Raw genomic sequence first — 23735 nt, forward strand, 5'->3', positions numbered from 1 at the left:
TTAGGATTTCCTGTTGTCGATGACGCGGCGGGCCTTGCCCATGCTGCGCTCGATCGTGCCCGGCTCGACGAGCCGTACGGCGGCCGTGAGCCCGAGCATGCTGGCGATGGCCGACTGGATCTTTTTTCTCAGCCCCTCGAGCTCCCTGACCTCGTCGCTGAAGAACGCCTCTTCGACTTCGACCTGGACTTCAAGGGTGTCGAGGTTGTGCTCGCGGTCGACCGTGAGCAGGTAGTGGGGGCGGGTCTCGCTCATCTCGAGCAGTACCGACTCGACCTGCGAGGGGAAGACGTTGACGCCGCGGATGATGAGCATGTCGTCGGAGCGGCCGACGCACTTGTCCATGCGCACCAGCGTCCTGCCGCACTCGCAGCGCTCGGCGTGCAGGCGCGTGAGGTCACGCGTGCGGTAGCGGATGAGCGGCATGGCCTCTTTCGTGGCCGGCGTGAAGACCAGCTCGCCGAGCTCGCCGTAGGGGAGCACCTCGCCGGTGTCGGGGTTGACGATTTCGGGGATGAAGTGGTCCTCGAAGATGTGCATGCCCGACTGGCAGCTGCATTCCATCGAGACGCCGGGGCCGATGACCTCGCTGAGGCCGTAGATGTCGAAGGCCTTCAGGCCGAGCAGGCGCTCGACCTCCGAGCGCATCCCTTCGGTCCAGGGCTCGGCGCCGAAGATGCCGGCTTTCAGGCGGATGTCGCCGGGTGCGATCTTCTCCTCCATGATGGCCTCTCCGAGGAAGGCCGCGTAGGAGGGGGTGCAGGCCAGGGCCGTGGAGCCGAAGTCCACCATCAGCTGGAGCTGCTTCTTCGTGTTGCCCCCAGAGATGGGGATGACCGAGGCGCCGACGGCCTCGGCACCGTAGTGGAGGCCGAGGCCTCCGGTGAAGAGCCCGTAGCCGTAGGCGACCTGGATGATGTCGGAGGCGGTGATGCCGGCCATGGTGAGCGATCGGGCGACCACCTCGCTCCACATCGCGATGTCCTGCTTCGTGTAGCCGACGACGGTCGGCTTGCCGGTCGTGCCGCTCGAGGCGTGCAGCCGCACGATTCCTTCCTGCGGGACGGTGAAGAGCCCGAAGGGGTAGTTGTCGCGCAGGTCCTGCTTGGTGGTGAAGGGGAGCTTTGAAAGGTCGTCGATGCTTCTGATGTCGCCGGGCTGTATGCCGAGTTCCTCGAGGCGGCGGCGGTAGAACGGGACGGTGTTCCATACCCGCCGGACCATCGCCGAGAGGCGCTCGCCCTGGAGTTTGCGCATCTCTTCGCGCTCCATGCATTCGTACTGACGGTTCCAGATCATGCCGTTTCGCTGGTTGTGGGCCCCTCGCAGGAGGCGGCCTGTTCTTGGGATGCTTCAAGGCCTCTCTGGAAGGCCCGGATGTTCATGTCGACGACCTCGGCCCCTTTCCTTCGGAACAGCTCGCCGATGGCCGCCTCGATCCGCTCGGGGGGGATGGCGATGAAGGGCGCGGCCGCGCCGAGCACCACCATGTTCGAGGCTTTCTGGCTGCCGCATCCGATGGCGATCCGATGGGCCTCGACGAGGACCGGCCTTCCGGAGCGGAGCAGTTCGCGGCGGACCTCCTCCATCGGGGGGTAGCCTTCCATGTTGACGACCGGCTCCATGGCCGTGACCAGACGGCCGGCGGCGGCAAGGAAGGGACGGTGGCGCAGCGCTTCGAGCGGTTCGACCGAGATCAGGAGGTCGGCCGTGCCTCGGGCGATGAGGTCGCTGTGGATGGGACGGTCGGACAGGCGCAGGTGGGACTCGACGGCGCCGCCCCGCTGGCTCATGCCGTGCACCTCCGCCTGGCGGATCTCGAGGCCGCCGTGGAGGGCCGCCAGGTCGATGACGGCCGCGATGCTGAGGATGCCCTGTCCCCCGACGCCGGCCAGGATGATGTCCTGTTTCATACTCATACTCGTACTCATGTGTTCTTCTTCCTCCGTGCCGCCTCTTCCACGCACACCCTCCGGGCGATGACGACCGAGACCCCCTCATAGGCGATCTCCTCCCTCAGCACCGTGATGTTCTCCTTGAGGCGGCTTCTGAGCGGGACGATGACCCTCAGGTGCCCGGCGTCGACGCCGAGGCCGAGGCAGATGGTCTCGAGCCGGTTGCCGGTCGCCGCCGAATCCTGCCCTCCCGTCATGGCCGTGGTGTCGTTGTCGGCGATGATGAGGGTTACTGCGGAGCGGTCGTTGAGGGCGTCGAGCAGTCCCGTCATGCCGGAGTGGGTGAAGGTCGAGTCGCCGATGACGGCCACTGCCGGCCGGAGCCCTGCGTCGGCAGCCCCCTTGGCCATGGTGATCGAAGCTCCCATGTCGACGCAGGTATGGATGGCGCTGAAGGGGGGGAGGGCGCCGAGGGTGTAGCAGCCGATGTCGGAGAAGACGCTCTGGTAGGAGTGCTCGGCCATGACGCTGTTGAGCGCGTCGAACAGGTCGCGGTGGCCGCATCCGCGGCAGAGTTCCGGCGGACGCGGGGCGACGATTCCGGGGGCGGGTTCAAATGGCGCGCTTTCGAGGCCGAGCGCCCGGGCGATGATGTCGGTATCGAGCTCGCCGGTGCGCGGCAGGGTGCCGTCGAGGCGGCCCAGGATCTTTTCGTTGCCGAAGAACCCCCGAAGCAGCTCCTCCATCACCGGGTAGCCCTCCTCGGCGACGAGCACCCGCCGGCAGCGGCTGAAGAGCTCCCGTGCGGCCTCCCGCGGCGCGGGGTACTGGCCGGTCTTCAGGACGGGGAGGTCGAGGCCGTAGCGTTCGCGCACTTCCATGACATAATTGTATGCGATGCCGCAGGCCATCACGCCGGTCTCCGAGGTGCCTCCGACCGAGCGGTTGAGCCGGGATTCTTCGGCCAGGCGCTCGATTTCCGGCTGCAGCCCGATGAGGTGCCGGTACTGCCGCCTGGCGTTCGCCGGCATGAGGACAAACCGTTCCGCCGGGGGCAGCGATCCGGGTTCCGTGAGCAGGCGCTGAGGCTCCGCCTCGCGCGCCAAGACACCCGCACGGGAGTGGGAGAGGCGTGTGGTGATGCGCACCATCACCGGCAGCGAGAGCGATTCGGAGAGCGGGAAGGCCTCGCGCACGGCGTCGTAGAGCTCCTGCTGGCTCGAGGGCTCGAGTATGGGGATCATGGCCATGCGGCCGTAGATGCGGCTGTCCTGCTCGTTCTGCGAGGAGTGCATCGACGGGTCGTCGGCGACGCAGAGCACCAGTCCTCCCCCCACGCCGGTGAGTGCGGAATTGATGAAGGCGTCGGCGGCGACGTTGAGCCCCACGTGCTTCATCGAGACCAGCGCGCGCTTCCCTGCATAGGACATGCCGAGCGCGGCCTCGTAGGCGGTCTTTTCGTTGGCCGACCATGCGGACCTCACCCCGCGCTGGCGGGCTTCCCCGGAGCGCTGGACGAATTCGGTGATTTCTGTCGAAGGGGTTCCCGGGTAGGCGTAGGCGCCGGATATGCCGGCGTCAATGGCAGCGAGGGCAACGGCTTCCGCCCCCAGGAGGAGCTGTCTTTCCATGCGTAGAATAGGGTGGTTTCGGAATCCGTCTCCGTCACTGCAGAAGCGGCGGTCCCAAATATCTACCAAGATCATAAATTTTCCGCCCAAAGTAAAGGGTCGAAAGGATTTGGCTCCGGTCGGCGCGGGCCGCGCGGCCGGTTTGTAAATGTCGGGCTCTCTCTATATATTCACATAATTATCTGATTATATAACTCTCCGGCAATAAGGCGATGCTTCGCTGTCGGAGGAGCACTTGCAACCGGACGGGTCGCACCGTTCAAAACAGCCGGAGGATTCCGTCATGGCCAAAAGAATCGTCGTTCTCGGAGCCGGCACCGCCGGAACCATCGTCTCCAACAACCTGCGCCGCCACCTGCCCGACGAGTGGGAGATCGTCGTCATCGACCGAGACGACCGCCACATCTACCAGCCGGGGCTCCTCTTCGTGCCCTTCGGCATCCAGAAGTCGAAGACGCTCGTGAAGTCGCGCAAGAAGTACATCCTTCCCGGCGTGAAGTTCGTCCTTGACGAGATCACCCATGTCGATCCCGACAAGCGGGTGGTGAAGACGAAGCACCACTCCTTCGACTACGACTTCCTCGTCGTCAGCACCGGATGCAAGGTGGTGCCGGAGGAGAACGACGGGCTGCTCGACGCCTGGGGCAAGAACGCCTTCACCTTCTATTACCTCGAGGCGGCCGACGTCCTGCACCGCAAGCTGAGGGAGTTCGACGGAGGAAAGCTCGTGATGGACATCGCCGAGCTGCCCTTCAAGTGCCCGGTCGCCCCGATCGAGTTCGTGTTCCTTGCCGACTGGTACTTCAAGAGCCGCGGCATCCGCAACAAGGTCGAGATCGAGCTGGTTACTCCGCTGCAGGGGGCCTTCACCAAGCCGAAGGCCGCGGCGGTCTTCAGTCAGTCGGCCAGGGAGAAGAACATCAAGATCACGACCGGCTTCGAGCTCAACCGGGTCGACGGCAAGGGCAAATTCATCGAGAGCGTGCAGGGAGAGAAGGTCGACTACGACATGCTGGTGGTCGTCCCCACCACCGTCGGCGACAAGGTGATCGGCGACTCGGGAATGGACGACGGCATCGGCTACGTGCCGACCCACCAGAACACCCTCCAGGCCCTCAAGCACGAACGGGTCTACGTCATCGGCGACGCCACCAACGTGCCGACCTCCAAGGCCGGGTCGGTCGCCCACTATGAGGCCGACGTCGTGGTCTTCAACATCATGGCCGAAATCCACGGCGTGAAGCCCGAGGAGATCTTCGACGGCCACTCCACCTGCTTTATCGTCTATTCGAAGGGTACGGCCTCGCTCATCGACTTCAACTACAAGATCGAGCCGCTGCCGGGCAAGTTCCCCGCTCCGCACCTCGGCCCTTTCTCGCTCCTCAAGGAGACGAAGGCGAACTGGTACGGCAAGCTTGCCTTCGAGCCGCTCTACTGGAACGTGCTGCTCGGCGGCCGCCATCTCGGCATGCCCCCGACCCTCGTCATGGCCGGCAAGGAGGTCGGCTGAAGCCTTCCTCCGGAGGCGCCCTTCACCGCTCCTCTTTCGGCCGGGCGGGGGCGCCCTCTTTCCTCGTGAATGCGATGGCGAGCCACCCCTGTTCGTAGCTCGCCCCCTCCACCCGCATGCCGGCGAGGAAGACCGGCAGCACCACCCCTTTCTGGTAGTTGCCGATGCGCACGGTGAGCGAGTCGCCGACCTGCACCACGTCGGCCTCCATGCGGTTGTCGAAGACGAACGGCAGGCGGAGCTTCATGGTGTAGCGACCCTCGCCCTCCTTGCGGATGTCGATATGCTCCTCGCGGTAGAAGATGGCGAGCGGGTCCAGTTCCCCGTAGGCCGCATCTCCGACTTTGCGCAGCATGTCGATGCCGAGCACCTCTTTGGGGAAGAGCGGTACGCGGGTGATGGGGATCGGGGCGAACGAGCGCTCGATCTGTTCGATGTAGCCCTGCTGGATCGCTTTCCAGTCACGCAAAAACACCCCGTCGGCCGATTCGTCGTACACGCGGTTGATCACCACCTGGTCGACGGTGATGCCGTAGAGGTTGAGGTAGGTGAGTGCGCGCATCGACTCCTTGATGACCATTTTCTCCGGGTTCATGACGAGCCGCACCGTGGTGCGCTCTCCGTCGGAGAGCAGCTCGATGATCCCCTCGATCGAGGAGAAGAGCTGGTCGACCTGCTCGTATACGTCGACGTCCGGCACGTAGTCCTGCAGGCGGCCGACCCGTTTGGAGAGGGGACGGATGACGGGTTTGACCACGTATTTTTCGAGGTTGCGCATCAGCCGGAGCATCCAGCCGAAGGTCTCCGGCAGCGAGAGCAGCCGGAGGGTTTCGCCGGTCGGGGCGCAGTCGACGACAAGCAGGTCGTACTCCCGGGACTCGTTGTAGCGCTTGATGTGGGAGAGCGAAAAGAGCTCCTCCATGCCGGGCAGTACCCCCATCTCCTCGACATAGATCCCCTCGATCCCCTGCACCTGCATGAGGTGCGCGAAGTGTTCGCGCACGATCTCCCAGTTGAGCGAGAGGTCGCCGTAGACGCTGACCTCCTGGCCGAACAGGTTTTCGGCGATCTTGACCGGCGAGGGGCCGAGCTCCATGTCGAAGGAGTCGCCGAGGCTGTGGGCCGGATCGGTGGAGATGATGAGGGTCCGTTTTCCGGCCTCGGCGGCTCGCAGGGCCGTGGCGGCGGCGACGGAGGTCTTTCCCACGCCCCCCTTTCCGGTGAAGACGATGTTTCGCATGGCGAGGTTTGCTCCGGGGGGCGGTTGCGTATCTGCTCCTATGCCCTACAACAGCAGAGGGCGCCTCTCCGTTCTGTCGAGGGCGCATTCGCCCTTTGGGGCGCAAAAGAAAAAAAGGGGAGTATTTGCTTTAATATGAGCATATGCTTATATAGCGCTTACCAGTAGATAATTGGTCATGAATCGGGGAGACGCCGGCGGGGAATTATTCAGCCTGTTCCGGGGTACTTCTTCTACAAGTCGATAAAAGACCGCAACTAGCAACAACTCAAAAGAGAGACCGTCTATGGCAAAGGTCGTCGTATTGGGAGCCGGCGTTTCCGGACACACCTGTGCTTCGTTCCTCAAGAAGAAGCTCGGCAAGAAGCATGAGGTCGTCGTCGTGACGCCGAACAGTTATTATCAGTGGATTCCCTCGAACATCTGGGTCGGCGTCGGACAGATGTCGATCGACGAGGTCCGCTTCCAGCTGAAGAAGGTCTATGACCGCTGGGGGATCGTCTACAAGCAGGCCAAGGCCCTCGAGATCCACCCTGAAGGAGACGCCGGGACCGAGCGCGGCTACGTCACCATCGAGTATACCGATGAGGAGCACGCGGGAACGAGGGAGAACGTCGAGTACGACTACCTGGTCAACGCCACCGGCCCCAAGCTGAACTTCGAGGCCACCGAGGGACTCGGGCCCGACAAGAACAGCTACTCGGTCTGCACCTACTCGCATGCGGCCCACGCATGGGAGCACCTGCAGGAGAACATCAAGAAGATGCAGGCCGGAGAGAAGCAGCGCTTCCTCATCGGCACCGGGCACGCAATGGCGACCTGCCAGGGCGCGGCTTTCGAGTACATCCTCAACATCGCCCACGAGATCTCCAAGCGCGGCCTGAGCAAGATGGCCCAGATCACCTGGATCTCAAACGAGTACGAGGTCGGTGACTTCGGTATGGGAGGCGCCTTCATCAAGCGCGGCGGCTACATCACCCCGACCAAGGTCTTCACCGAGTCGATCCTCGCCGAGTACGGCATCAACTGGATCCGCCGTGCCGGCATCTACAAGGTCGAGGAAGGCAAGGCCTACTACGAGACCCTCGACGGAGAGGAGCATGTCCAGGAGTTCGATTTCGCGATGCTCATTCCCTCCTTCTCGGGCGTCGGCATGACGGCATTCGACCGTGAGGGCAACGACATCACCGGCGTGCTCTTCGCGCCGAACAAGTTCATGAAGGTCGATGCGGACTACGCCCAGAAGCCCTTCGAGGAGTGGTCGGCAGACGACTGGCCGAGCACCTACCAGAACCCGACCTACGACAACATCTACGCTGTCGGCATCGCGTTCGCCCCTCCGCATCCGATCTCCAAGCCGATGACGAGCCCAAACGGCCGGCAGATCTTCCCGACTCCGCCGCGCACCGGCATGCCTTCAGGCGTCATGGGCAAGATCACGGCGCTCAACATCGCCGAGCGCATCCACGGGGCCACGGAGCACCGCCACCGCGCCTCGATGAGCCGCATGGGCGCAGCCTGCATCGTTTCCGGCGGGTTCGGCTCGTTCGACGGCCTCGGCGCCTCGATGACCGTCTTCCCGGTCGTTCCCGACTGGGACAAGTACCCCGAATGGGGTCGCGACATGAAGTACTCCGTCGGCGAAGCCGGTCTTGCCGGCCACTGGCTGAAGGTGCTGCTGCACTACCTCTTCTTCCACAAGGCGAAGGGCTATCCGTTCTGGTGGCTCATCCCGGAGTAAGGTGAGCCTCCGACCAGTACGGACGCAAGAGTATCCATAACCATCCAGATCCACCAACCATGGGTAAATACAGAATCAAGGCATATTTCGACGAAGCCTATCCGCCGGTGCCCGAGAAATCGACGCTGTTCTGGCGCAAGTTCGTGCCGTGGCAGTTCATCCGCTTCATCGTGCTGAACGTCAAGATGATACGCATCGTCGTAGGCGGACACTCCTGAGCCGATGCGGGGTGCCGCAGGGCTTCCCCGCGCTTCGCGCCAGGCCGATCAGGGCGCAGAACCGCCGGAACAGGTTTCCGGCAAGGTTCTGCGCCCTTTTTGCGTTATGGCGGCCGGGATCGAAAGGCTCGAGGTGCAGGGGCTCTTTGCCGCCCGAGCGTGAGCAAGATGGAGACGGGCGATCCCGGGGTCAGCATCGGCTCCTGGGAACACCGACGACCACCTGAAGAATTTCTGGATGGTTTACGCTCGAAGTGAAGGGTGGCGGATCTCCCCCCGCCATCGACCTGGTTCCCGATATCGGCGGGAAAGGGGAGCACGTGCTGTTTTTCGACCTTGATCCCCTTCATCCCGGCGAGCGCAGGCTCGAGGAGATCGGGCGCAGATGGGGAGTCTCCGGGAGCCGCGCGATCGTCGAGGAGGTGTCTTCGGCAGTTGCCGGCTGGAGGCGGTGCTTTCTCGAAAGGGGCCTACAGCCAGGTGAGGCTCGCTTCGAGAGGGCGGCGGGTTTTCGGGACGGGGGCGTAGCCCTCGGCCGCGTAGCCGAGCGGGGTGATGGCGAAGATCTCGTCTTCTCCGGCAAGCCCGAGCGCCGTTTTCAGGCAGGGGAGGTCGAAGGCGGCGATCCAGCAGGTGCCGACGCCCTCCTCCTCGGCAGCCAGGATCATGTGGTCCATGGCGATGGTGAGGTCCGTTTCAAGCGAGTTGTAGCCGTCGGAGGACCGAACCCATGCATCGCTGCGCCGGCCGCTGACGGCGAGGATAGTGGGGGCGGTGCGCAGCCAGTCGCGGGAGTAGCACGCCCGGACGCGCAGGAGCGCGTCGGGTGACTGCACCACGGCGAAGCGCCACGGCTGGAGGTTCTTGGCTGAAGGGGCGAGCCTGCCCGCTTCGAGGATGCGCCTTAGGCTCTCTTCTGAAACGGGATCGGGGCGGAAGCTCCGGGTGCTCGAGCGCGCTGCGGCGAGTTCATGGAAGTCCATCGTTCTCTCTCCTTCTTGGTTCATGCGTGGCGGACGGGGCCGAAATCCTTCGATATGCAGTGGAACATCCGGTTTGTCGCCGTCTGCATGATCATCGACATGCCGGCGTTGGTCATGGCCCGGATGATCTGTTCGGGTATGATGCGGAAGGCCGGGTAGAGCACGAAGCGTACGTCGATGCGCAGATCGAAATGCACTTTCGTCTGTTTCGGTTCCAGCACTTCGAGCAGCATTTCCGCAAAAGCCTTTCCTTCGAAGAGGTAGTTCTTCGGGTCCTCGACGGGGCCGGAGGGGGCGTGGTGGTGCCAGAGGATCTTGCGGCCCACGGTGTGGCGGCTGATCTGTTCGTCGGTGAGGGACTCGGGATCGGTCTCCTGCAGCTCTTCAGGCAGGGCCACCATCACCTCGTCGGTCTGCTTGACGTAGAAGATGACGTCGAACGGGTTCTGCTGGGGGTCGGTGACGCGGAAGTGCCAGCGGTAGACCCCCTCTTCGTCGGTCAGCTCGACATTGTGGCAGAAGGGGTTGAAGCCGAGGATCTTCTTCTGGTCCGAGAGGTAGCTGTGGGTCCGCTCGAACGTATCGGAGAAGATCCACTCCCCCTTGCTTCTGCCTGTGGCGTCCATTTTCATAGCGGGTCCCTCTCTGTAGCCGTCGGTTAATGGTTCATGATGTCCTAGGCGCGGGCGGCCTCTTCGAGGCGCTCGGCCTGCTCGTGCATCTTCAGGGCGTCGATGAGCTCTCCGATCTCTCCCTGCAGGAAGCCGGGCAGCGCATGGCTCGTGAATCCGATCCTATGGTCGGTCACGCGCGACTGCGGGTAGTTGTAGGTGCGGATCTTCGCGCTGCGGTCCCCGCCGGAGACCATCGTGCGGCGCAGGTCCGCCCGCTCCTGCTGCTGCTCCCGCAGCTTGATGTCGTAGAGCTTGGCCCTGAGCATTTTCATCGCCCGCTCCTTGTTCTGGAGCTGCGAGCGCTCTTCCTGGCAGGCTGCGACGAGCCCGGTGGGTTCGTGGGTGATGCGGACGGCCGTCTCCACCTTGTTGACGTTCTGTCCTCCCTTGCCTCCGCTGCGGTAGGTGTCGAAGCGCAGGTCTTCGCGCCGTATCTCCACGTCGACCTCTTCGGCTTCGGGCAGGACCGCCACGCTGGCTGCGGAGGTGTGGATGCGCCCCTGGGTCTCGGTTTCGGGAACCCTCTGGACGCGGTGTACCCCGCTTTCGAACTTCAGCGTGCCGTAGACGTCGTGTCCGGTGATCGAGAGCGTGACCTCGCGGAATCCTCCGGGCCCGGAGCTCTCGGTGTAGTCGAGCACCTCGCACCGCCACCCCTGCCGCTCGGCGTAACGCTGGTACATGCGCATGAGGTCGGCTGCGAACAGCGCAGCCTCCTCGCCACCGGTGCCGGCGCGGATCTCCATGATGACGTTGCGCGAGTCGGCCTCGTCCTTCGGCAGCAGCAGCAGCCGGAGCTCCTGCTCGAGTTCAGGAACCCGGCGCTCGAGCGCATCGGTCTCCTCGCGGGCCATGGCCTTCATCTCCGGATCCTCCTCGCTCGCCACCATCTGGCGCGATTCCTCGAGCTGGCGGCGGGCCCCGGCGTAGAGGTCGTAGGCCCGGACGATGTCGCGGAGGTCGCTGTACTCCTTGTTGAGCTTGCGGAAACGCGCCTGGTCGGCGGCTGCTTCCGGGTCGGCGAGCAGCCGCTCGAGATCCATGTGGCGCTCTTTTATGGACTGGAGTCTCTCAAGCATCGGTGAGGCCTCGGCTCAGGGGTTGAGGATGTCGTTGAGGAGGATGTAGGCGAAGAGCGCGAGCAGGAGCGTCATGCCGATCTGCTGGATGCGCATCTTCACTTCGATCGGGATCTCCCTGCGCATCACGCCCTCAGCGGCGTTGAGCACGAACTGCCCTCCGTCGAGCGCCGGAACGGGCAGGATGTTGATGACTGCGAGCGATATGGAGAGCACGGCCAGGAAATAGAGGAAACTGACCGGCCCCTGTTCGGCGCTGCGGTTGGCGATCTTGGCAATCTTGATCGGCCCGCCGACCGACTTGCGGAAGTCCTCCTGTCCGGTGAAGATCTTGGTGAACCCCTGCACCGTCATCGCACTCATCTTCCAGGTCTGTTCGATGCCGCTTTTGAGCGAGCCGCCGAACCCGAGCATGCGCCGCTCGGTCGAGATGTTCTGGCGGAGCATGATGCCGATCTTGCCGTTTGCGGCCGGGGTTACCGTTGCCGTGGTGTCCGTCCCCTTCAGCAGGATATTTTCGGCGGTTGCGACCTCGCCTTCAGCGGCCTCGAGCCGGCGCCAGGTGATGGTGATGGCTTCCGAGGGATGGCTGGAGATGATCTCGACCACTTCGGTCCAGTCGGAGACCGGCCGGCCGTCGATGGCGGTGATGAGGCTGCCGGCCCTGATGCCTGCCGCCTCGGCGGGGTTTTTGGCGAGTACCTCATCGATGAGCGGAGGCACGATGGGGCGGATGCCGAAGCCGTTGCGTTCGCTGACTTCCGAGATGAACTGTTTCGGGGCCGGGAGCGTCGTGTCGCGTCCGTCGGCCCGGCGGACGGTGAACACGGGGCTCGAGGAGGTGAAGCGTTCGGGGTCGAGCGCCTCCTCCCAGCTCGATACGGCCGCTCCGTCGACGGCCACGAACCGGTCGCCGGTTTGCATGCCCATCGCTTCGAACACGGAGCCCTCATCGACGTATGCGGGAATCGAGGTGCTGGTTCTGGCCTCTCCGAGCACGAGGGTGACGCCGGTGAAGATCATGGCCGCAAGGACCATGTTCATCGCAACGCCGCCGGCGAGCACCACGAGGCGCTGCCAGACGGGTTTGGCGCGGAACTCCCAGGGCTGCGGCTCGGAGGAGCCGAAGTCGGTGTCCATGCTCTCGTCGACCATGCCGGCGATCTTCACGTACCCGCCGAGGGGGAAGACGCCGATGCCGTATTCGGTCTCTCCGATCTTCTTCTTCCAGAGGCGCATGTCGAAGAAGTCGAACCCGATGTAGAACTTGTCGACCCGCATGCCGAAGATCCTCGCCGTGATGAAGTGCCCGAACTCGTGGACGGTGACGAGGATGAAGATCGCGATGATGAAGAAGAATGTGGTGCTCAGGATGTCCATAGGTATCAGTTGCGGGCAGGGCCCCGGGCGGTGCCGGGGCTCAGCTCTGGTTCAGTGCCGGGCGGGAGCCGTCCGGGAAAGGGTTCTTCAGCCGATGATCGCCTTCGCCGCTTCGCGCGCCCAGCGGTCGGCGTTGATGTATTCGTCGAGCTCCACGGGGGTGTACGCCTCGTGTGCCTGCATGGTCTTGTCGACGGTCTCGGCGATGGCCGTGAAACCGATTCTCTTCTCGAGGAATGCCGCGACGGCGATTTCGTTTGCCGCATTGAGGACGGCCGGGTAGGTCATTCCTGCCTTGAGGGCGTCGAAGGCAAGGCGCAGCGCCGGGAAACGCTCCATGTCAGGTTCCTCGAAGGTAAGGGTGCCGATCGTGGCCAGGTCGAGCTTCTTGATGCCGCTTTCGCATCGCTCGGGCCAGGAGAGCGCGTAGGCGATCGGGGCGCGCATGTCGGGAGAGCCGAGCTGGGCGATCACGCAGCCGTCGACGTACTCTACCATCGAGTGGATGATGCTCTGCGGGTGGACGACGACGCCGATCTTCTCGGCCGGCATGTTGAAGAGCCAGTGGGCCTCGATGACCTCGAGCCCCTTGTTCATCATGCTCGCCGAGTCGATGGTGATCTTTGCGCCCATCGTCCACTGCGGGTGCTTCAATGCCTGTTCCGGGCCGGCTTTCCGCATATCGGCGAAGGAGGTGTTGCGGAACGGTCCGCCGGAAGCGGTGAGGATGATGCGCTCGACGTCTTCGGGGCGGTGGCCCTGGAGCGACTGGAAGATGGCGGAATGTTCGCTGTCGACCGGCAGGAGCTCGACGCCGTGCTGCTTGACGAGGTCGGAGACCAGCTGGCCTGCGACGACGAGGGTTTCCTTGTTGGCCAGCGCGATGTCCTTGCCCGCCTTGATGGCTTTCACCGTGGGGGTGAGGCCGGCGGCGCCGACGATGGCAGAAACCACCATGTCGGCACCCTCGGCGGCGGCGACCGTTCCGGCTCCCTCGATGCCGTGGCAGATCTCCGGGGCGTCCTGGCCGAGGATCTCCCTGAGCTCCGCGGCGCTCTGTTCGTTGCGTACCGAGACGATGGAGGGATTGAACTCCCTGATCTGCTCGGAAAGGAGCCGGACGTCATGGCCTTCGGCAAGGCCGACAACCTTGAACCGGTCAGGGTGCTGGCGGACGACGTCGAGGGTGCTGAGTCCGATGGAACCGGTGCTTCCGAGAATGGATAATGCTCTCATGGTAGTGGAGAAAAAGGTTGCCGGATTGCGTTTGAACAGGTAACGCGCTGAATTTATGCTTTTTCGCGAAGGCTTACAAACAGCGCCGCCCGGGCCGGCCGCCTGCGGTTTTTTCGGTTTTGCAATACAGGGAATAATATGGTATACTACGGCCCCTCAAGGGTCTCTAGCTCAGCTGGTTAGAGCAACTGGTTTACACCCAGTAGGTCGGGGGTTCGAATCCCTCGGGACCCACATACCCGCATACGAAAGGGGCAGCCGTCGGGCCTGCCCCTTTTCTATTTCCCTGCCTCTTTTTTCTCTCAGTTGTCGGAGACGTTGCGCGACTGGCGCAGGCGTTCCGCAGCGGCTTCGAGCTCGGCCAGTTCGGTCGGGCTCATCCCTTCCCCGTCCTGCGTGCCGGACTCCGGCTCGGTTTCTTCCGAAACATTCATGGCGCCGTTGGCCTCCCCGCGCTTGCTGCAGTCGACCCCTTCCGTTCCGTCATCCTCTCCTGCGGGGCGCTTGCCGAGGATCTCCTCGACCTGGCAGTAGTGCAGCATCTCCTTCGAGAGCAGCGCCTGGGCGAGCTCTTCGAGTTTCTGGCGGTTTTCCCGGAGCATGGTGCGCACGGTTTCCGCCGCCGACTCGACGATCGACTTCACCTCTTCGTCGATCATGCGGGCGGTATCCTCTCCGTATTTCTTCTCGACGCCGGGCGCTCCGTAGTAGGGGTTGCTGCTCTCGTAGTAGGAGAGGTTGCCGATCCTGTCGCTCATGCCGTAGACCAGCACCATATTATAGGCGATGCCGGTGATCTTCTCGAGGTCGTTCTGGGCGCCGGTCGAGATCTCGCCGAAGACGGTTTCCTCTGCGATGCGCCCGCCGAGCAGGCCGCAGATGCGTGCGAACAGCTCCCGTTTCGTCATGAGGTAGCGGTCCTCGAGCGGGATGTTCATGGTGTAGCCGAGCGCGCTCATGCCGCGCGGTACGATGGATATCTTCTGTACCGGGTCGTTCTCCGGCATCATCCAGCTGACGATGGCGTGGCCGGCCTCGTGGTAGGCGACGATGCGTTTCTCCTTGGGGTTGATGACCTTGTTTTTCTTTTCGAGGCCCGCCACCACGCGCTCGATCGCATCCTCGAAGTCCTTCATGCCGATGCTCTCCTTGTTGCGGCGCGAGGCGAGCAGGGCGGCCTCGTTGGCCGCGTTGGCGATCTCGGCGCCGGCGAATCCCGGCGTCTGTGATGCGAGCGCCTTGAGGTTGACGTCCTTGCCGAGCGACATCTTCTTGGTGTGCACCCTGAAGGTGTCCATACGCCCCTTGAGATCGGGCTTGTCGACCATGATCTGGCGGTCGAAGCGCCCGGGTCGGAGCAGGGCCGGGTCGAGCACGTCGGGGCGGTTGGTGGCGGCCATCAGGATGACCCCCTTGTCGGTCGCGAACCCGTCCATTTCGACGAGGAGCTGGTTGAGGGTGTTCTCGCGCTCGTCGTTGCCGCCCATCATGGCGCCCTTGCCGCGGCTGCGGCCGACGGCGTCGATCTCGTCGATGAAGATGATGCAGGGAGCCTTCTCCTTGGCCTGGCGGAACAGGTCGCGCACGCGTGCTGCGCCGACGCCGACGAACATCTCGACGAAGTCCGAGCCGCTGATGCTGAAGAACGGCACGTCTGCCTCGCCGGCGACCGCCTTTGCGAGCAGGGTCTTGCCGGTGCCCGGAGGGCCGACGAGCAGCACTCCCTTGGGGAGCTTGCCGCCGAGGCGGGTATATTTCTTCGGGTCCTTGAGGAAGTCGACCACCTCCATCACCTCGGCCTTGGCCTCGTCGAGGCCCGCAACGTCCTTGAAGGTGATGCGGGTGTGCTCGTCGAGGTTCTCGTAGAGGGCCGCCTTGTTCTTGCCGATGTTCATGAACTGCGCGCCGGGCCCTCCCGAACCGCCCATGCGGCGGAAGATGAAGAAGTAGAGGCCGAAGAGCAGCGCGAAGGGGAGCACCCACTGGATCAGCTCGCCGATCCAGGTGTTGCCCGGCGTGCCTTCGTATTTGACTCCGTGGGCCTCGAGCAGGGCGGTCAGGCCGTCGTCGCGTACCGGGTTCACCCTCACCTCGTTATCCGGCGTTTTCGGGCCGTGCAGGAGCTGGGGGACCTTGTCGCCTTCGGCCTCGGTCTTTGGCAGGCCGCTGTCGACGCCGGGCTTCAGCGTAACATAGATCTTCTCGGGCGCAATGCGCACGGACTCCACCTTGTCTTCGGTGACGAAGGTGCGGAAGGCGCTGTACGGGATCTCCCTTGGAGAGCCGGACCAGAAGAATGCGAGCTGCAAACCGATGAGCAGGAAGATCACCACCACGTAATAGACCAGGGGGAGCTTCGGTCGGGGCTGGGGGGTTTCCGGTTCGGAGTTGTAGGGATTATTTGAGGGTTTCTGCGGATTTTTTGCCATCAATCAGTCGTCGTGAAAATATTATAAGTATCAGTTCATTTCTGTCGTTACCGATATGCGTAAACTCTGAATTTACTTGATTCTTCCATTTAATGAAGCATATCGTTCCAAAACATATCATATATTGAGCAATTGTTTCAATGCCTTTCCCCTGCTATAAGTTTCCCTGAGGCTGCGGGAAGGGATGCCTTGAGCAGCCGTAATGTCAGGGAAGGAGACCCCTTATGAGTGCAGCCCGCCTGAAGGCGAACCGCCGGATATCATCACTGAAGTCACTTCTCTGCGTCGGCCTCGACACCGACCCGGAGAAGGTCCCCGCGGTATTCAGCCGTTTTTCGAACCCCGTCCTGGAGTTCAACCGCTCGGTCATCCGCGCCACCCGTTCCTCGGCGGCGGCCTACAAGATCAACACCGCATTCTACGAGGCCCGGGGCATCGAAGGGCTCCGCGACATGGAGGAGACCCTTCTCGGGATCCCTTCCGAGTGCCTCTCGATCGCCGACGCCAAGCGGGCCGATATCGGCAACACCAGCCGCATGTACGCCAGGGCGTTCTTCGAGCACTGGCAGTTCGATTCCGTGACCGTGGCGCCCTACATGGGCCACGACTCCCTCGACCCCTTCTTCTCCTACGCCGACAAGCTGGTCTTCGTGCTCTGCCTCACCTCGAACGCGGGCTCCATGGATTTCGAGGAGCAGCAGCTGGAGGAGGGCCGTCCGCTCTATCGCCGGGTGCTCGAACGGGTCGGTGAGTGGGGTGGCGGGGGCAACGGCGGCGTGGTCGTCGGCGCCACCAAGAGCTCGCTGCTTGCCGACATCAGGACGGCCGCTCCGAACCTCTTTTTCCTGATCCCCGGAGTCGGGGCGCAGGGCGGTTCGCTCGAGGAGGCCGTCGATCTCGGTGTCGACCGGAACCGCGAGGGGGCCTTGGTGAACATCAGCCGCGCCCTCATCTACCCGCAGGGAGAGTTCCGCGACGTCGAGGCTTACGAGGCCGCGGTGGCGGCGGAGGCGGCACGGGTGCATGCGGCCATGCGGGCTGTCCTGTAGCCGGACGGCATCGTTGTCATAGCAGTCGATAGAGTAGTCGATTTCTTTTATCTGAAAAAGAACAGGTACACGTAAAATCCCGAACCGATCATGTGTGGAATCGTTGGATATATAGGAAAGCGCGAAGCGGCCCCCCTGCTGCTCGCCGGTCTTCATCGTCTCGAATACCGCGGGTATGACTCCGCGGGCATCGCGCTGCAGAACGGCGGCATGCCCTACCTCAAGCAGAAGGGCAGCGTCGGCGACCTGCAGAAAACCTACGAGGCCTCCCCGGCGAAGATGCTCGGCGCGACCATCGGCATCGGCCACACCCGGTGGGCGACGCACGGCGACCCGAGCGACCGCAATTCCCACCCTCACCTGAACGCGGACGGCGACATCGCCATCATCCACAACGGCATCATCGAAAACTACTCCCTCGTGAAGCAGGAGCTGCAGGCAGAGGGGTACGTGTTCCAGAGCGACACCGACTCGGAGGTGCTCGTGCAGCTCATCGACCGTATCTGGAAGAGCGATGCTTCGCTCTCGCTCGAGGCGGTCGTTCGCGCCGCCCTGCGCCATGTCGAGGGAGCTTACGGCCTCTGCGCGATCTCGCTGCGCGATCCCGGCAAGATCGTCGTCGCCCGCAAGGGCAGCCCGCTGGTGATCGGCATCGGCGAAGGGGAGTACTTCATCGCTTCCGATGCGGCACCCATCGTCGAGCATACCAACCGCGTGGTCTATCTCTCCGACGGCGAGATGGCCGTCATCACCCGCAGCGGCTACCAGGTGCGCACGATCGAGAACGTCGCCATGGAGAAGGATGTCGTCGAGCTGGACTTTTCGCTCGAGAAGATCGAGAAGGGCGGCTACGAGCACTTCATGCTGAAGGAGATCTTCGAGCAGCCCGCCGTCATGCACGATGTCATGCGCGGCCGTGTCCGCTCCGACGAGGGCCGGGTGGTGCTCGGCGGCATCGAGGACTACCTCGACCGGCTGAAGCAGGCCAAGCGCATCGTCATCTGCGCCTGCGGAACGAGCTGGCACGCGGGGCTCATCGGGGAGTACCTCATCGAGGACTTCGCACGCATCCCGGTCGAGGTCGACTACGCCTCCGAGTTCCGCTACCGCAACCCGATCATCGGTCCCGACGACGTCGTCATCGTCATCTCCCAGTCCGGCGAGACCGCCGACACCCTGGCGGCCCTTCGCGCGGCCAAGGAGAAGGGCGCCATGGTGATGGGCATCTGCAACGTGGTCGGCTCGACCATCGCCCGCGAGACCATGTGCGGCATCTATACCCATGCGGGCCCCGAGGTCGGCGTGGCCTCCACCAAGGCGTTCACAGCCCAGGTGATCGTGCTCTACATGCTCGCCCTCGCCTTGAGCAAGGGGCGCACGATCTCGCACGACGAGATGCGCCTCAGCCTCAGGGAGCTCTCGAGGGTGCCGGAGCACGCCTCGAGGATCCTCGAGCTCGACCGCCAGATCCAGGAGATCGCCGCCAGCTACAAGGATGCCCGCAACTTCCTCTACCTCGGCCGCGGCTACAACTTCCCCGTGGCGCTCGAGGGCGCCCTCAAACTCAAGGAGATCTCCTACATTCACGCAGAGGGCTACCCGGCCGCCGAGATGAAACACGGACCCATCGCCCTCATCGACGAGGACATGCCGGTCGTCGTGATCGCCACCCGGGACAGTTCCTACAACAAGATCCTCAGCAACATCGAGGAGGTGCGCAGCCGCAAGGGCAGGGTGATCGCCATCGCCAGCGAGGGTGATGCCGAGGTGGCGCGGCTCGCCGACCACGTCATCTACATCCCGCAGGCCTCTGCGCAGATCATGCCGCTGCTTACGGTCATTCCGCTGCAGCTGCTCTCCTACCACATCGCAACCCTCCGGGGGTGCAATGTCGACAGGCCCCGGAATCTGGCGAAATCAGTGACTGTTGAGTGACGCCGTATGGGGTGTTCTCTTTCTTCAACCGAAAAGACGGATGGTGACGCATGGGTGAAAGTGCATCGGGCCAGGGCCCGGATATGAAGAACGACGCGAGGTTTGCTCCGATCCTCGCCGATCTCGAGACGATCTCTCGCGAGCTGCAGGAAGAGGGGTTCCTCAAGACCCTCACGGGAACGGACGGCGCTTCGGTCACGATCGAGTTCGGCGTGTGGGGTGAGGAGGGCGAAGCCGAGCCGTCGGTGATCGTCAGCATCGATTCGCCGGAGGATTTCGAGGGCGAGGACGATCTGCTCGACGATTTCGAGGCGGAGGTGCTCGAGCGTCTCGAGGCCGCCTCACGCGGCTGGTCCACGGAGGCCACGGACCTGCTCGGCGACGACCGGCAGGTGGTGCTCCTGTTCAACGGCGAGGACGTGTGAGTCCGCAGCTGTTTCGAGCGCAGGGACTACGTCCTTTTCCCTTCCGATTGTTATATTAGGCTGTTGCGGCAAGAGTTTTCCCTCCGGCGTGACGGGAGCTCATGCCGCACCGCCTTGCGCCAATTCCCATTGACTGCCCCCCATGCCGTCACTCTTCCGACAGGCGACGCCCCGCGCCGTCCTCTTCCTTGCAGCCCTCCTGCTTCTCATCCATGGCGGCGCCGAGGCCGGCCAGCGCAAGGATATCGTCAAATTCAACGAACTCTACGAGAAGGCCCGCTACGGCAAGGCAGCCGATTTCGAACTCAAGCGGATCGGCGGCGACCGTGCCGACAAGGCCAAGCTCCTGCAGTCGATGCAGGCGGCCGCGGCGCTGCGTTTCGACGACCGGCTCGAGCTGAGCTCCCGGCTCTTCGACGAGAGCGAGTCGATCCTCAAGGAGCATGACGAGAAGCTTTTTGCTTCCCGTGCATCCTCGAGCGCCGGCGCGGTGCTCTTCAACGACAACTCCCTCGACTACCGGGGCACCGTCTACGACGGCGTGATGGTCAACACCTACAAGGCGCTGAACTTCTGGCAGGAGGGCCGCCCGGACCTTGCCCGGGTCGAGTTCAACCGGGCCCTCGACCGCCAGCGCAGGGCGATGGAGCGTTTCGCCGCCGAGATAGAGCGGCTGAAAAAAGAGATCGACAGCAAGCGCTCGGGCGACGGGGGATCCGTCGACCTCGAGCGGAGCGCCGGCAGCCCCCGCATGGCCGCCATGATCCGGCAGAACTACTCCAGCATGTTCGAGTTCGCCGCCTACCCCGACTTCGTCAATCCCTTCACCACCTATGCCGCCGGCCTGTTTTTCCTCTCGCAGGAGGAGTATGCGAAGGCTGCCACCCTGCTCAAGGAGGCTGCAGGGATGACCGGCGGCAACGCCTTCGTGCTCTCCGATTTCGTCGAGGCTGAAGGTCTCGAAAAGCGTGGGCGGCACGTCTGGGTGGTTTTCGAGAACGGATCGGGCCCGGTGCTCGAGGAACTGCGTGTCGACATTCCGCTCTACCTCGTGACGCGCCAGGTCAAATATACCGGGATCGCCCTGCCGAAGATGGTGCTTCGTGACAAGGGCTGCGAGCGGCTTCTGCTCAGGGATGGCGAAGAGGAGCTCGGTTCGACGGCGTTTCTTTCGAGCATGGACCGGGTCGTGATGGCCGAGTTCAAGAAACGCTATCCGGCCATCCTGCGCCGTGCCATTCTTTCCGCGGCAGTCAAGACCGTCGCGCAGAACCAGGCGCAGAAGCACTTCGGCGATATCGGCGGCATTCTCGGCGGCATCGTGCAGCGGGCTACCACCATTGCCGACACGCGCATGTGGACCGCGCTTCCCAAGGAGTTCCAGGTCGCCAGGGTTCCCGTTCCGGCCGGCGGCGTGCTCACCCTGGAAACGCCCGAGGGCGGCTCGTTTACGGCCGAGGTGCCGACGGACGGAAGTTCGCTCGTCTATGTCAAGATTCCCGCTTACGGCGCCCGACCCTACTGCAGCGTGACGCCGATGGACGGAAGGCCGGTGGATAATACTGCAGTTATGGGGGCGGCCGGCGAAGAGAACGATTTTTCACACAAGAACAAGGAGGATTAAGCGATGCGCAAGATTTCTGGATTTGGAGTACTGGTAATGCTCGTGCTGTTCATGGGCGGCTGCGCCAGCACGCGGATGAGTGAGCCGAGGGTCTCGTTTGCCGACAGTTCGCTACGGGGTGAGATGCTCCTGACCGATTTCGCGTCCGTCGTCAACGGCGGGGGGCTGATGGAGGTGCAGGTGACGGGGCGCAACAAGACCTCCAGCTACCGCCTGCTGGAATACCGGATCGAGTGGTTCGACGCCGACGGAATACTGGTCCCGAGCGTCATGACCCGCTGGACGAAGTTCCCCGCATTTGAAAAGGCCGGCTTCTCGTTCAGCGCCGTAGCGCCGAAGCCCGGCGTATCGGATTTCAGGATCATAATCAGAAAAGCCAAACAGTAACCGATAACCAGAGAAGAGAACCATGAAGGCAAAGAAACTGCTGGCCGCCGTAGCGGTGGCCCTTACCATGAGCGGCTGCTCCAGCTCCGTGCAGCAGATCGACACGCACAACGACCAGGGCAAGGCCGTGATGGGCCTCGACTACCGCGACTTCCAGACGGCAGCCGGTGAGGCTGTCGCTTCCATGCTGCAGTCCGGTGCCCTCAACAAGCGCGACGGCGGCCGCTACGTGCTTGTTATTTCGCGCATCATCAACGATACCATGCAGCGCATCGACACCGACCAGCTGATCAAGAAGATCCGCATCGACCTGCTCCAGAGCGGCCGGGTGGTCGTCACCACCGCCGTCGGCCTCGACGGGCCGGAGGACCGGATGGCCATGCGGACCCGCGAGCTTCGCCAGTCCGGGGAGTTCAACCAGTCGACCGTCGCCGGCAAGGGCCAGATGATCGCTCCCGAGCTCAGCCTTTCGGGCAAGATCATCCAGCGCAACATCCGCGTCAGCAGCGGCACCCAGCAGGTCGAGTACTACTTCCAGCTGACCCTTACCGACATCGGCACCGGCCTGGCCTTCTGGGAGGGCGAGAGCTTCATCGGCAAGCGGGGAAGCAACAAGAGCGTCTCGTGGTGAGGCGGGCCCTTCTCCCGATCTTCTTCTTGATCCTGCCGGGATCCGTCCCGGCGGGAGCGGAAGAAGCCGTGGCGCGGGATTCGGTTCAGGTTGCCGTTGCCTTGCCGGATGACGACTCCCTGGCCGTCACGCCGATCGTTATGCCCGTTCTTGCCGATTCCGCTTCTTGCGGTGCGCCTGCCGCTGACAGCCTGCTCCAGGCTCCGCTCCCGTTCGAACCCGTCTATGATTTCTAACGTTTTAGGATACCCCATGACCATGTTGAACATGTTGAAAAAGATCGTCCTCCTTTTTGCCCTCGTTCTCTTTCCGCTTGCCGCGCAGGCGGAATTCGCCGTTTCGCAGCACGACGTGAAGGGGTACGGCCAGACCCGTTCCGAAGCGGTGAACGACGCCCTGCTCGAAGCCATACGCCAGAACCGGGGCGTCGATCTTCAGGCCGACAGGGAGGTGGTGAGGGAGACGCCGGAGCGGTTGGCCCTGGCGGACAGCCTTGCGCTTCCCGAGCAGCCGACAACGGTCGTGCGCGACCAGGTGCGCGAGTCGGTCCGCGGTTCGGTCCGCCAGTACCGGGTGCTCGATGCACATGAGCTTGAGGACGGCCGGTGGGAGGCCCGTCTCCTTGTTGCCTTCACCCACTACAAGAGCCCGGGTGTCGACACCTCCAAACGGCGCCGTATCGCGGTGATGCCGTTCCGGACGGCGGCCCCGTCCTTTCTCTTCGACGGGGAGTGGGTCCCGGCCGAAGAGCTTTCCGGGGCGCTGGTGCAGCAGGTGGTGACGGAGCTTGCCCAGAGCCGGAGGTTCGTGGTGCTCGATCGAGACTACATGGATGCCTACCTCAATGAAAAATCCCTCATGCTCTCTTCGGACAGCGACGAGTCGGAGATGATGAAGACGGGCCGGGTGCTCGGCGTCGACTACATGCTTGTCGGCACGGTCACAGGCGGCGGCGAGAGCCGAGCCGAAAAGCATCTCGACCTTACCGGGGAGCGTACCCGCAGCGGCGCGGCTTCGCTTGCGGTGGATTATCGCATCATCGTCATGGCTACCCGGGAGGTCAAGTGGGCCGCGAGCGAGCGGGTCGTTCTCGAGGATTCCGCCATGCCCGAAGCCGATGACGCTGCCTCCGAAGGCGTGCAGAGCACGCTCGTCAGGAGGGCCGCTCAGCTGATCGTGCAGAAGGCGCTCGACAACATCTATCCGCTTCGCATCGTCGGGCGCAACGCCTCGGGCGAGGTGCTTCTCAACCAGGGAGGGGTGACGCTTTGCAAGGGTGAGCTCTTCGACGTCTTTGCCGCCGGCCCGGGCGTGAAGGACCACTACACCGGCGAGTCGCTCGGCGCCGTGGAGTCGAGGATCGGTTGCCTGAGGGTGGTTCGGGTCGCCGCGAAAAAGTCCTATGCGGTGGTTGTCGAGGGTGAGCTTGCCGATATGGCCGACGGCAGCATCTGCCGTCGCTCCGCGGAGGGCGAAATCCCCTCTCCCGAGAGTTCCGGCCGTCCGGCCGGCGTGCGTCTCTCGGGAGACGGCGGCGTGCTGCTGCCGTTTGATCGCTGAGCATTCCTTCCTTCTTCCGTCGGGGAATTATTGCTCCCCGGCGGCCGTTTAAGACTCCTTCAGGCCGTGCCCCCGCGACAGGGGGCTTTTTCATCATTTAACCCCGTA

21 protein-coding genes and 1 tRNA gene are annotated in these 23735 nt (G+C 63.5%); 12 read left to right on the top strand and 10 right to left on the bottom strand.

The features are described from left to right. Genes E0L29_RS05080 through E0L29_RS05090 form a run of 3 tightly spaced genes read right to left on the bottom strand, consistent with a single transcriptional unit; the run spans position 1 to position 3526 of the window. The gene (locus E0L29_RS05080; RefSeq protein WP_131355638.1) at positions 1–1299 is read right to left on the bottom strand and encodes a phenylacetate--CoA ligase; all 1299 of its coding nucleotides are present in this window, start codon (positions 1297–1299) and stop codon (positions 1–3) included. Beyond that, complete coding sequence (locus tag E0L29_RS05085) at positions 1296–1913, bottom strand: indolepyruvate oxidoreductase subunit beta (protein ID WP_131355820.1); 618 nt, start codon at positions 1911–1913, stop codon at positions 1296–1298. The genes E0L29_RS05080 and E0L29_RS05085 overlap by 4 nt, the downstream gene beginning before the upstream one ends. A gap of 14 nt (positions 1914–1927) precedes the next feature. Then, on the bottom strand, positions 1928–3526 hold the full coding sequence (locus E0L29_RS05090; protein WP_131355641.1) for a thiamine pyrophosphate-dependent enzyme: 1599 nt from the start codon (positions 3524–3526) through the stop codon (positions 1928–1930). Between the two features lie 283 nt (positions 3527–3809). Between E0L29_RS05090 and E0L29_RS05095 the strand changes: the two genes are divergently transcribed. Further along, positions 3810–5036 carry an FAD/NAD(P)-binding oxidoreductase gene (locus E0L29_RS05095; RefSeq protein WP_131355644.1) on the top strand — a complete coding sequence of 409 codons (1227 nt, stop codon included), beginning with the start codon at positions 3810–3812 and terminating at the stop codon, positions 5034–5036. A 22-nt stretch (positions 5037–5058) separates the two neighbouring features. Here the strand turns inward: E0L29_RS05095 and E0L29_RS05100 are convergent, their stop codons facing one another. Continuing rightward, positions 5059–6276 (bottom strand): ArsA family ATPase, encoded by a 1218-nt coding sequence (locus E0L29_RS05100; RefSeq protein WP_131355647.1) that lies wholly within the window; start codon positions 6274–6276, stop codon positions 5059–5061. Positions 6277–6562: 286 nt separating this feature from the next. On the opposite strand from E0L29_RS05100, the gene E0L29_RS05105 reads away from it, so the two are divergent. Both E0L29_RS05105 and E0L29_RS05110 read left to right on the top strand, forming a co-directional pair. Continuing rightward, complete coding sequence (locus E0L29_RS05105; protein WP_131355651.1) at positions 6563–8017, top strand: FAD/NAD(P)-binding oxidoreductase; 1455 nt, start codon at positions 6563–6565, stop codon at positions 8015–8017. Positions 8018–8076: 59 nt separating this feature from the next. Continuing rightward, the gene (locus E0L29_RS05110) at positions 8077–8235 is read left to right on the top strand and encodes a hypothetical protein (RefSeq protein WP_131355654.1); all 159 of its coding nucleotides are present in this window, start codon (positions 8077–8079) and stop codon (positions 8233–8235) included. A gap of 470 nt (positions 8236–8705) precedes the next feature. On the opposite strand, the gene E0L29_RS05115 is transcribed toward E0L29_RS05110, so the two are convergent. The 5 genes from E0L29_RS05115 to E0L29_RS05135 form a co-directional block, all read right to left on the bottom strand. Beyond that, complete coding sequence (locus E0L29_RS05115) at positions 8706–9218, bottom strand: nitroreductase family protein (RefSeq protein ID WP_242664288.1); 513 nt, start codon at positions 9216–9218, stop codon at positions 8706–8708. A gap of 20 nt (positions 9219–9238) precedes the next feature. Continuing rightward, on the bottom strand, positions 9239–9850 hold the full coding sequence (locus E0L29_RS05120; protein ID WP_131355660.1) for a DUF1997 domain-containing protein: 612 nt from the start codon (positions 9848–9850) through the stop codon (positions 9239–9241). 44 nt (positions 9851–9894) lie between these two features. Beyond that, complete coding sequence (prfA, locus tag E0L29_RS05125) at positions 9895–10971, bottom strand: peptide chain release factor 1 (protein WP_131355663.1); 1077 nt, start codon at positions 10969–10971, stop codon at positions 9895–9897. 15 nt (positions 10972–10986) lie between these two features. Continuing rightward, positions 10987–12351 carry an RIP metalloprotease RseP gene (rseP, locus tag E0L29_RS05130; protein ID WP_131355666.1) on the bottom strand — a complete coding sequence of 455 codons (1365 nt, stop codon included), beginning with the start codon at positions 12349–12351 and terminating at the stop codon, positions 10987–10989. An 87-nt stretch (positions 12352–12438) separates the two neighbouring features. Beyond that, positions 12439–13587 (bottom strand): 1-deoxy-D-xylulose-5-phosphate reductoisomerase, encoded by a 1149-nt coding sequence (locus E0L29_RS05135; protein WP_131355669.1) that lies wholly within the window; start codon positions 13585–13587, stop codon positions 12439–12441. Positions 13588–13747: 160 nt separating this feature from the next. Here E0L29_RS05135 and E0L29_RS05140 point away from each other — a divergent pair. Continuing rightward, positions 13748–13821 (top strand) — tRNA-Val (locus E0L29_RS05140). 68 nt (positions 13822–13889) lie between these two features. Here E0L29_RS05140 and ftsH read toward each other — a convergent pair. Continuing rightward, positions 13890–16016, bottom strand: coding sequence for an ATP-dependent zinc metalloprotease FtsH (ftsH, locus tag E0L29_RS05145; protein ID WP_131355672.1), 2127 nt, complete (start codon positions 16014–16016; stop codon positions 13890–13892). Between the two features lie 224 nt (positions 16017–16240). Between ftsH and pyrF the strand changes: the two genes are divergently transcribed. From pyrF to E0L29_RS05185, 8 genes are all read left to right on the top strand, one after another. Beyond that, positions 16241–17065 (top strand): orotidine-5'-phosphate decarboxylase, encoded by an 825-nt coding sequence (gene pyrF / locus E0L29_RS05150; RefSeq protein WP_131355675.1) that lies wholly within the window; start codon positions 16241–16243, stop codon positions 17063–17065. A 90-nt stretch (positions 17066–17155) separates the two neighbouring features. Continuing rightward, complete coding sequence (glmS, locus tag E0L29_RS05155; RefSeq protein WP_131355677.1) at positions 17156–19000, top strand: glutamine--fructose-6-phosphate transaminase (isomerizing); 1845 nt, start codon at positions 17156–17158, stop codon at positions 18998–19000. A 50-nt stretch (positions 19001–19050) separates the two neighbouring features. Then, positions 19051–19425 (top strand): hypothetical protein, encoded by a 375-nt coding sequence (locus E0L29_RS05160; RefSeq protein ID WP_131355679.1) that lies wholly within the window; start codon positions 19051–19053, stop codon positions 19423–19425. A 142-nt stretch (positions 19426–19567) separates the two neighbouring features. Next, positions 19568–21049, top strand: a complete 1482-nt coding sequence (locus tag E0L29_RS05165) for a hypothetical protein (RefSeq protein ID WP_207387754.1) — start codon at positions 19568–19570, stop codon at positions 21047–21049. Between the two features lie 3 nt (positions 21050–21052). After that, entirely contained in the window at positions 21053–21436 is a 384-nt protein-coding gene (locus E0L29_RS05170; protein ID WP_131355681.1) for a YcfL family protein, read from the top strand. A gap of 22 nt (positions 21437–21458) precedes the next feature. After that, positions 21459–22067, top strand: coding sequence for a penicillin-binding protein activator LpoB (gene lpoB / locus E0L29_RS05175; RefSeq protein WP_131355683.1), 609 nt, complete (start codon positions 21459–21461; stop codon positions 22065–22067). Beyond that, positions 22061–22303 carry a hypothetical protein gene (locus E0L29_RS05180; RefSeq protein ID WP_131355685.1) on the top strand — a complete coding sequence of 81 codons (243 nt, stop codon included), beginning with the start codon at positions 22061–22063 and terminating at the stop codon, positions 22301–22303. Before lpoB ends, E0L29_RS05180 begins: the two co-directional genes overlap by 7 nt. A gap of 31 nt (positions 22304–22334) precedes the next feature. Continuing rightward, positions 22335–23627 (top strand): CsgG/HfaB family protein, encoded by a 1293-nt coding sequence (locus E0L29_RS05185; RefSeq protein ID WP_242664289.1) that lies wholly within the window; start codon positions 22335–22337, stop codon positions 23625–23627. The last annotated feature ends 108 nt before the right edge of the window (positions 23628–23735 follow it).

Origin of the sequence: Chlorobium sp. N1, from assembly GCF_004332115.1 — a bacterium.
Classification (GTDB): Bacteria; Bacteroidota; Chlorobiia; order Chlorobiales; family Chlorobiaceae; genus Chlorobium.

Coding starts and splice junctions, on each gene's coding strand:
- E0L29_RS05115 (WP_242664288.1), bottom strand. CDS start 9,218: ATGGACTTCCATGAACTCGCCGCAGCGCGCTCGAGCACCCGGAGCTTC.
- prfA (WP_131355663.1), bottom strand. CDS start 10,971: ATGCTTGAGAGACTCCAGTCCATAAAAGAGCGCCACATGGATCTCGAG.
- ftsH (WP_131355672.1), bottom strand. CDS start 16,016: ATGGCAAAAAATCCGCAGAAACCCTCAAATAATCCCTACAACTCCGAA.
- rseP (WP_131355666.1), bottom strand. CDS start 12,351: ATGGACATCCTGAGCACCACATTCTTCTTCATCATCGCGATCTTCATC.
- E0L29_RS05110 (WP_131355654.1), top strand. CDS start 8,077: ATGGGTAAATACAGAATCAAGGCATATTTCGACGAAGCCTATCCGCCG.
- E0L29_RS05185 (WP_242664289.1), top strand. CDS start 22,335: ATGTTGAAAAAGATCGTCCTCCTTTTTGCCCTCGTTCTCTTTCCGCTT.
- pyrF (WP_131355675.1), top strand. CDS start 16,241: ATGAGTGCAGCCCGCCTGAAGGCGAACCGCCGGATATCATCACTGAAG.
- lpoB (WP_131355683.1), top strand. CDS start 21,459: ATGAAGGCAAAGAAACTGCTGGCCGCCGTAGCGGTGGCCCTTACCATG.
- glmS (WP_131355677.1), top strand. CDS start 17,156: ATGTGTGGAATCGTTGGATATATAGGAAAGCGCGAAGCGGCCCCCCTG.
- E0L29_RS05120 (WP_131355660.1), bottom strand. CDS start 9,850: ATGAAAATGGACGCCACAGGCAGAAGCAAGGGGGAGTGGATCTTCTCC.
- E0L29_RS05105 (WP_131355651.1), top strand. CDS start 6,563: ATGGCAAAGGTCGTCGTATTGGGAGCCGGCGTTTCCGGACACACCTGT.
- E0L29_RS05085 (WP_131355820.1), bottom strand. CDS start 1,913: ATGAAACAGGACATCATCCTGGCCGGCGTCGGGGGACAGGGCATCCTC.
- E0L29_RS05090 (WP_131355641.1), bottom strand. CDS start 3,526: ATGGAAAGACAGCTCCTCCTGGGGGCGGAAGCCGTTGCCCTCGCTGCC.
- E0L29_RS05170 (WP_131355681.1), top strand. CDS start 21,053: ATGCGCAAGATTTCTGGATTTGGAGTACTGGTAATGCTCGTGCTGTTC.
- E0L29_RS05095 (WP_131355644.1), top strand. CDS start 3,810: ATGGCCAAAAGAATCGTCGTTCTCGGAGCCGGCACCGCCGGAACCATC.
- E0L29_RS05100 (WP_131355647.1), bottom strand. CDS start 6,276: ATGCGAAACATCGTCTTCACCGGAAAGGGGGGCGTGGGAAAGACCTCC.
- E0L29_RS05080 (WP_131355638.1), bottom strand. CDS start 1,299: ATGATCTGGAACCGTCAGTACGAATGCATGGAGCGCGAAGAGATGCGC.
- E0L29_RS05165 (WP_207387754.1), top strand. CDS start 19,568: ATGCCGTCACTCTTCCGACAGGCGACGCCCCGCGCCGTCCTCTTCCTT.
- E0L29_RS05135 (WP_131355669.1), bottom strand. CDS start 13,587: ATGAGAGCATTATCCATTCTCGGAAGCACCGGTTCCATCGGACTCAGC.
- E0L29_RS05160 (WP_131355679.1), top strand. CDS start 19,051: ATGGGTGAAAGTGCATCGGGCCAGGGCCCGGATATGAAGAACGACGCG.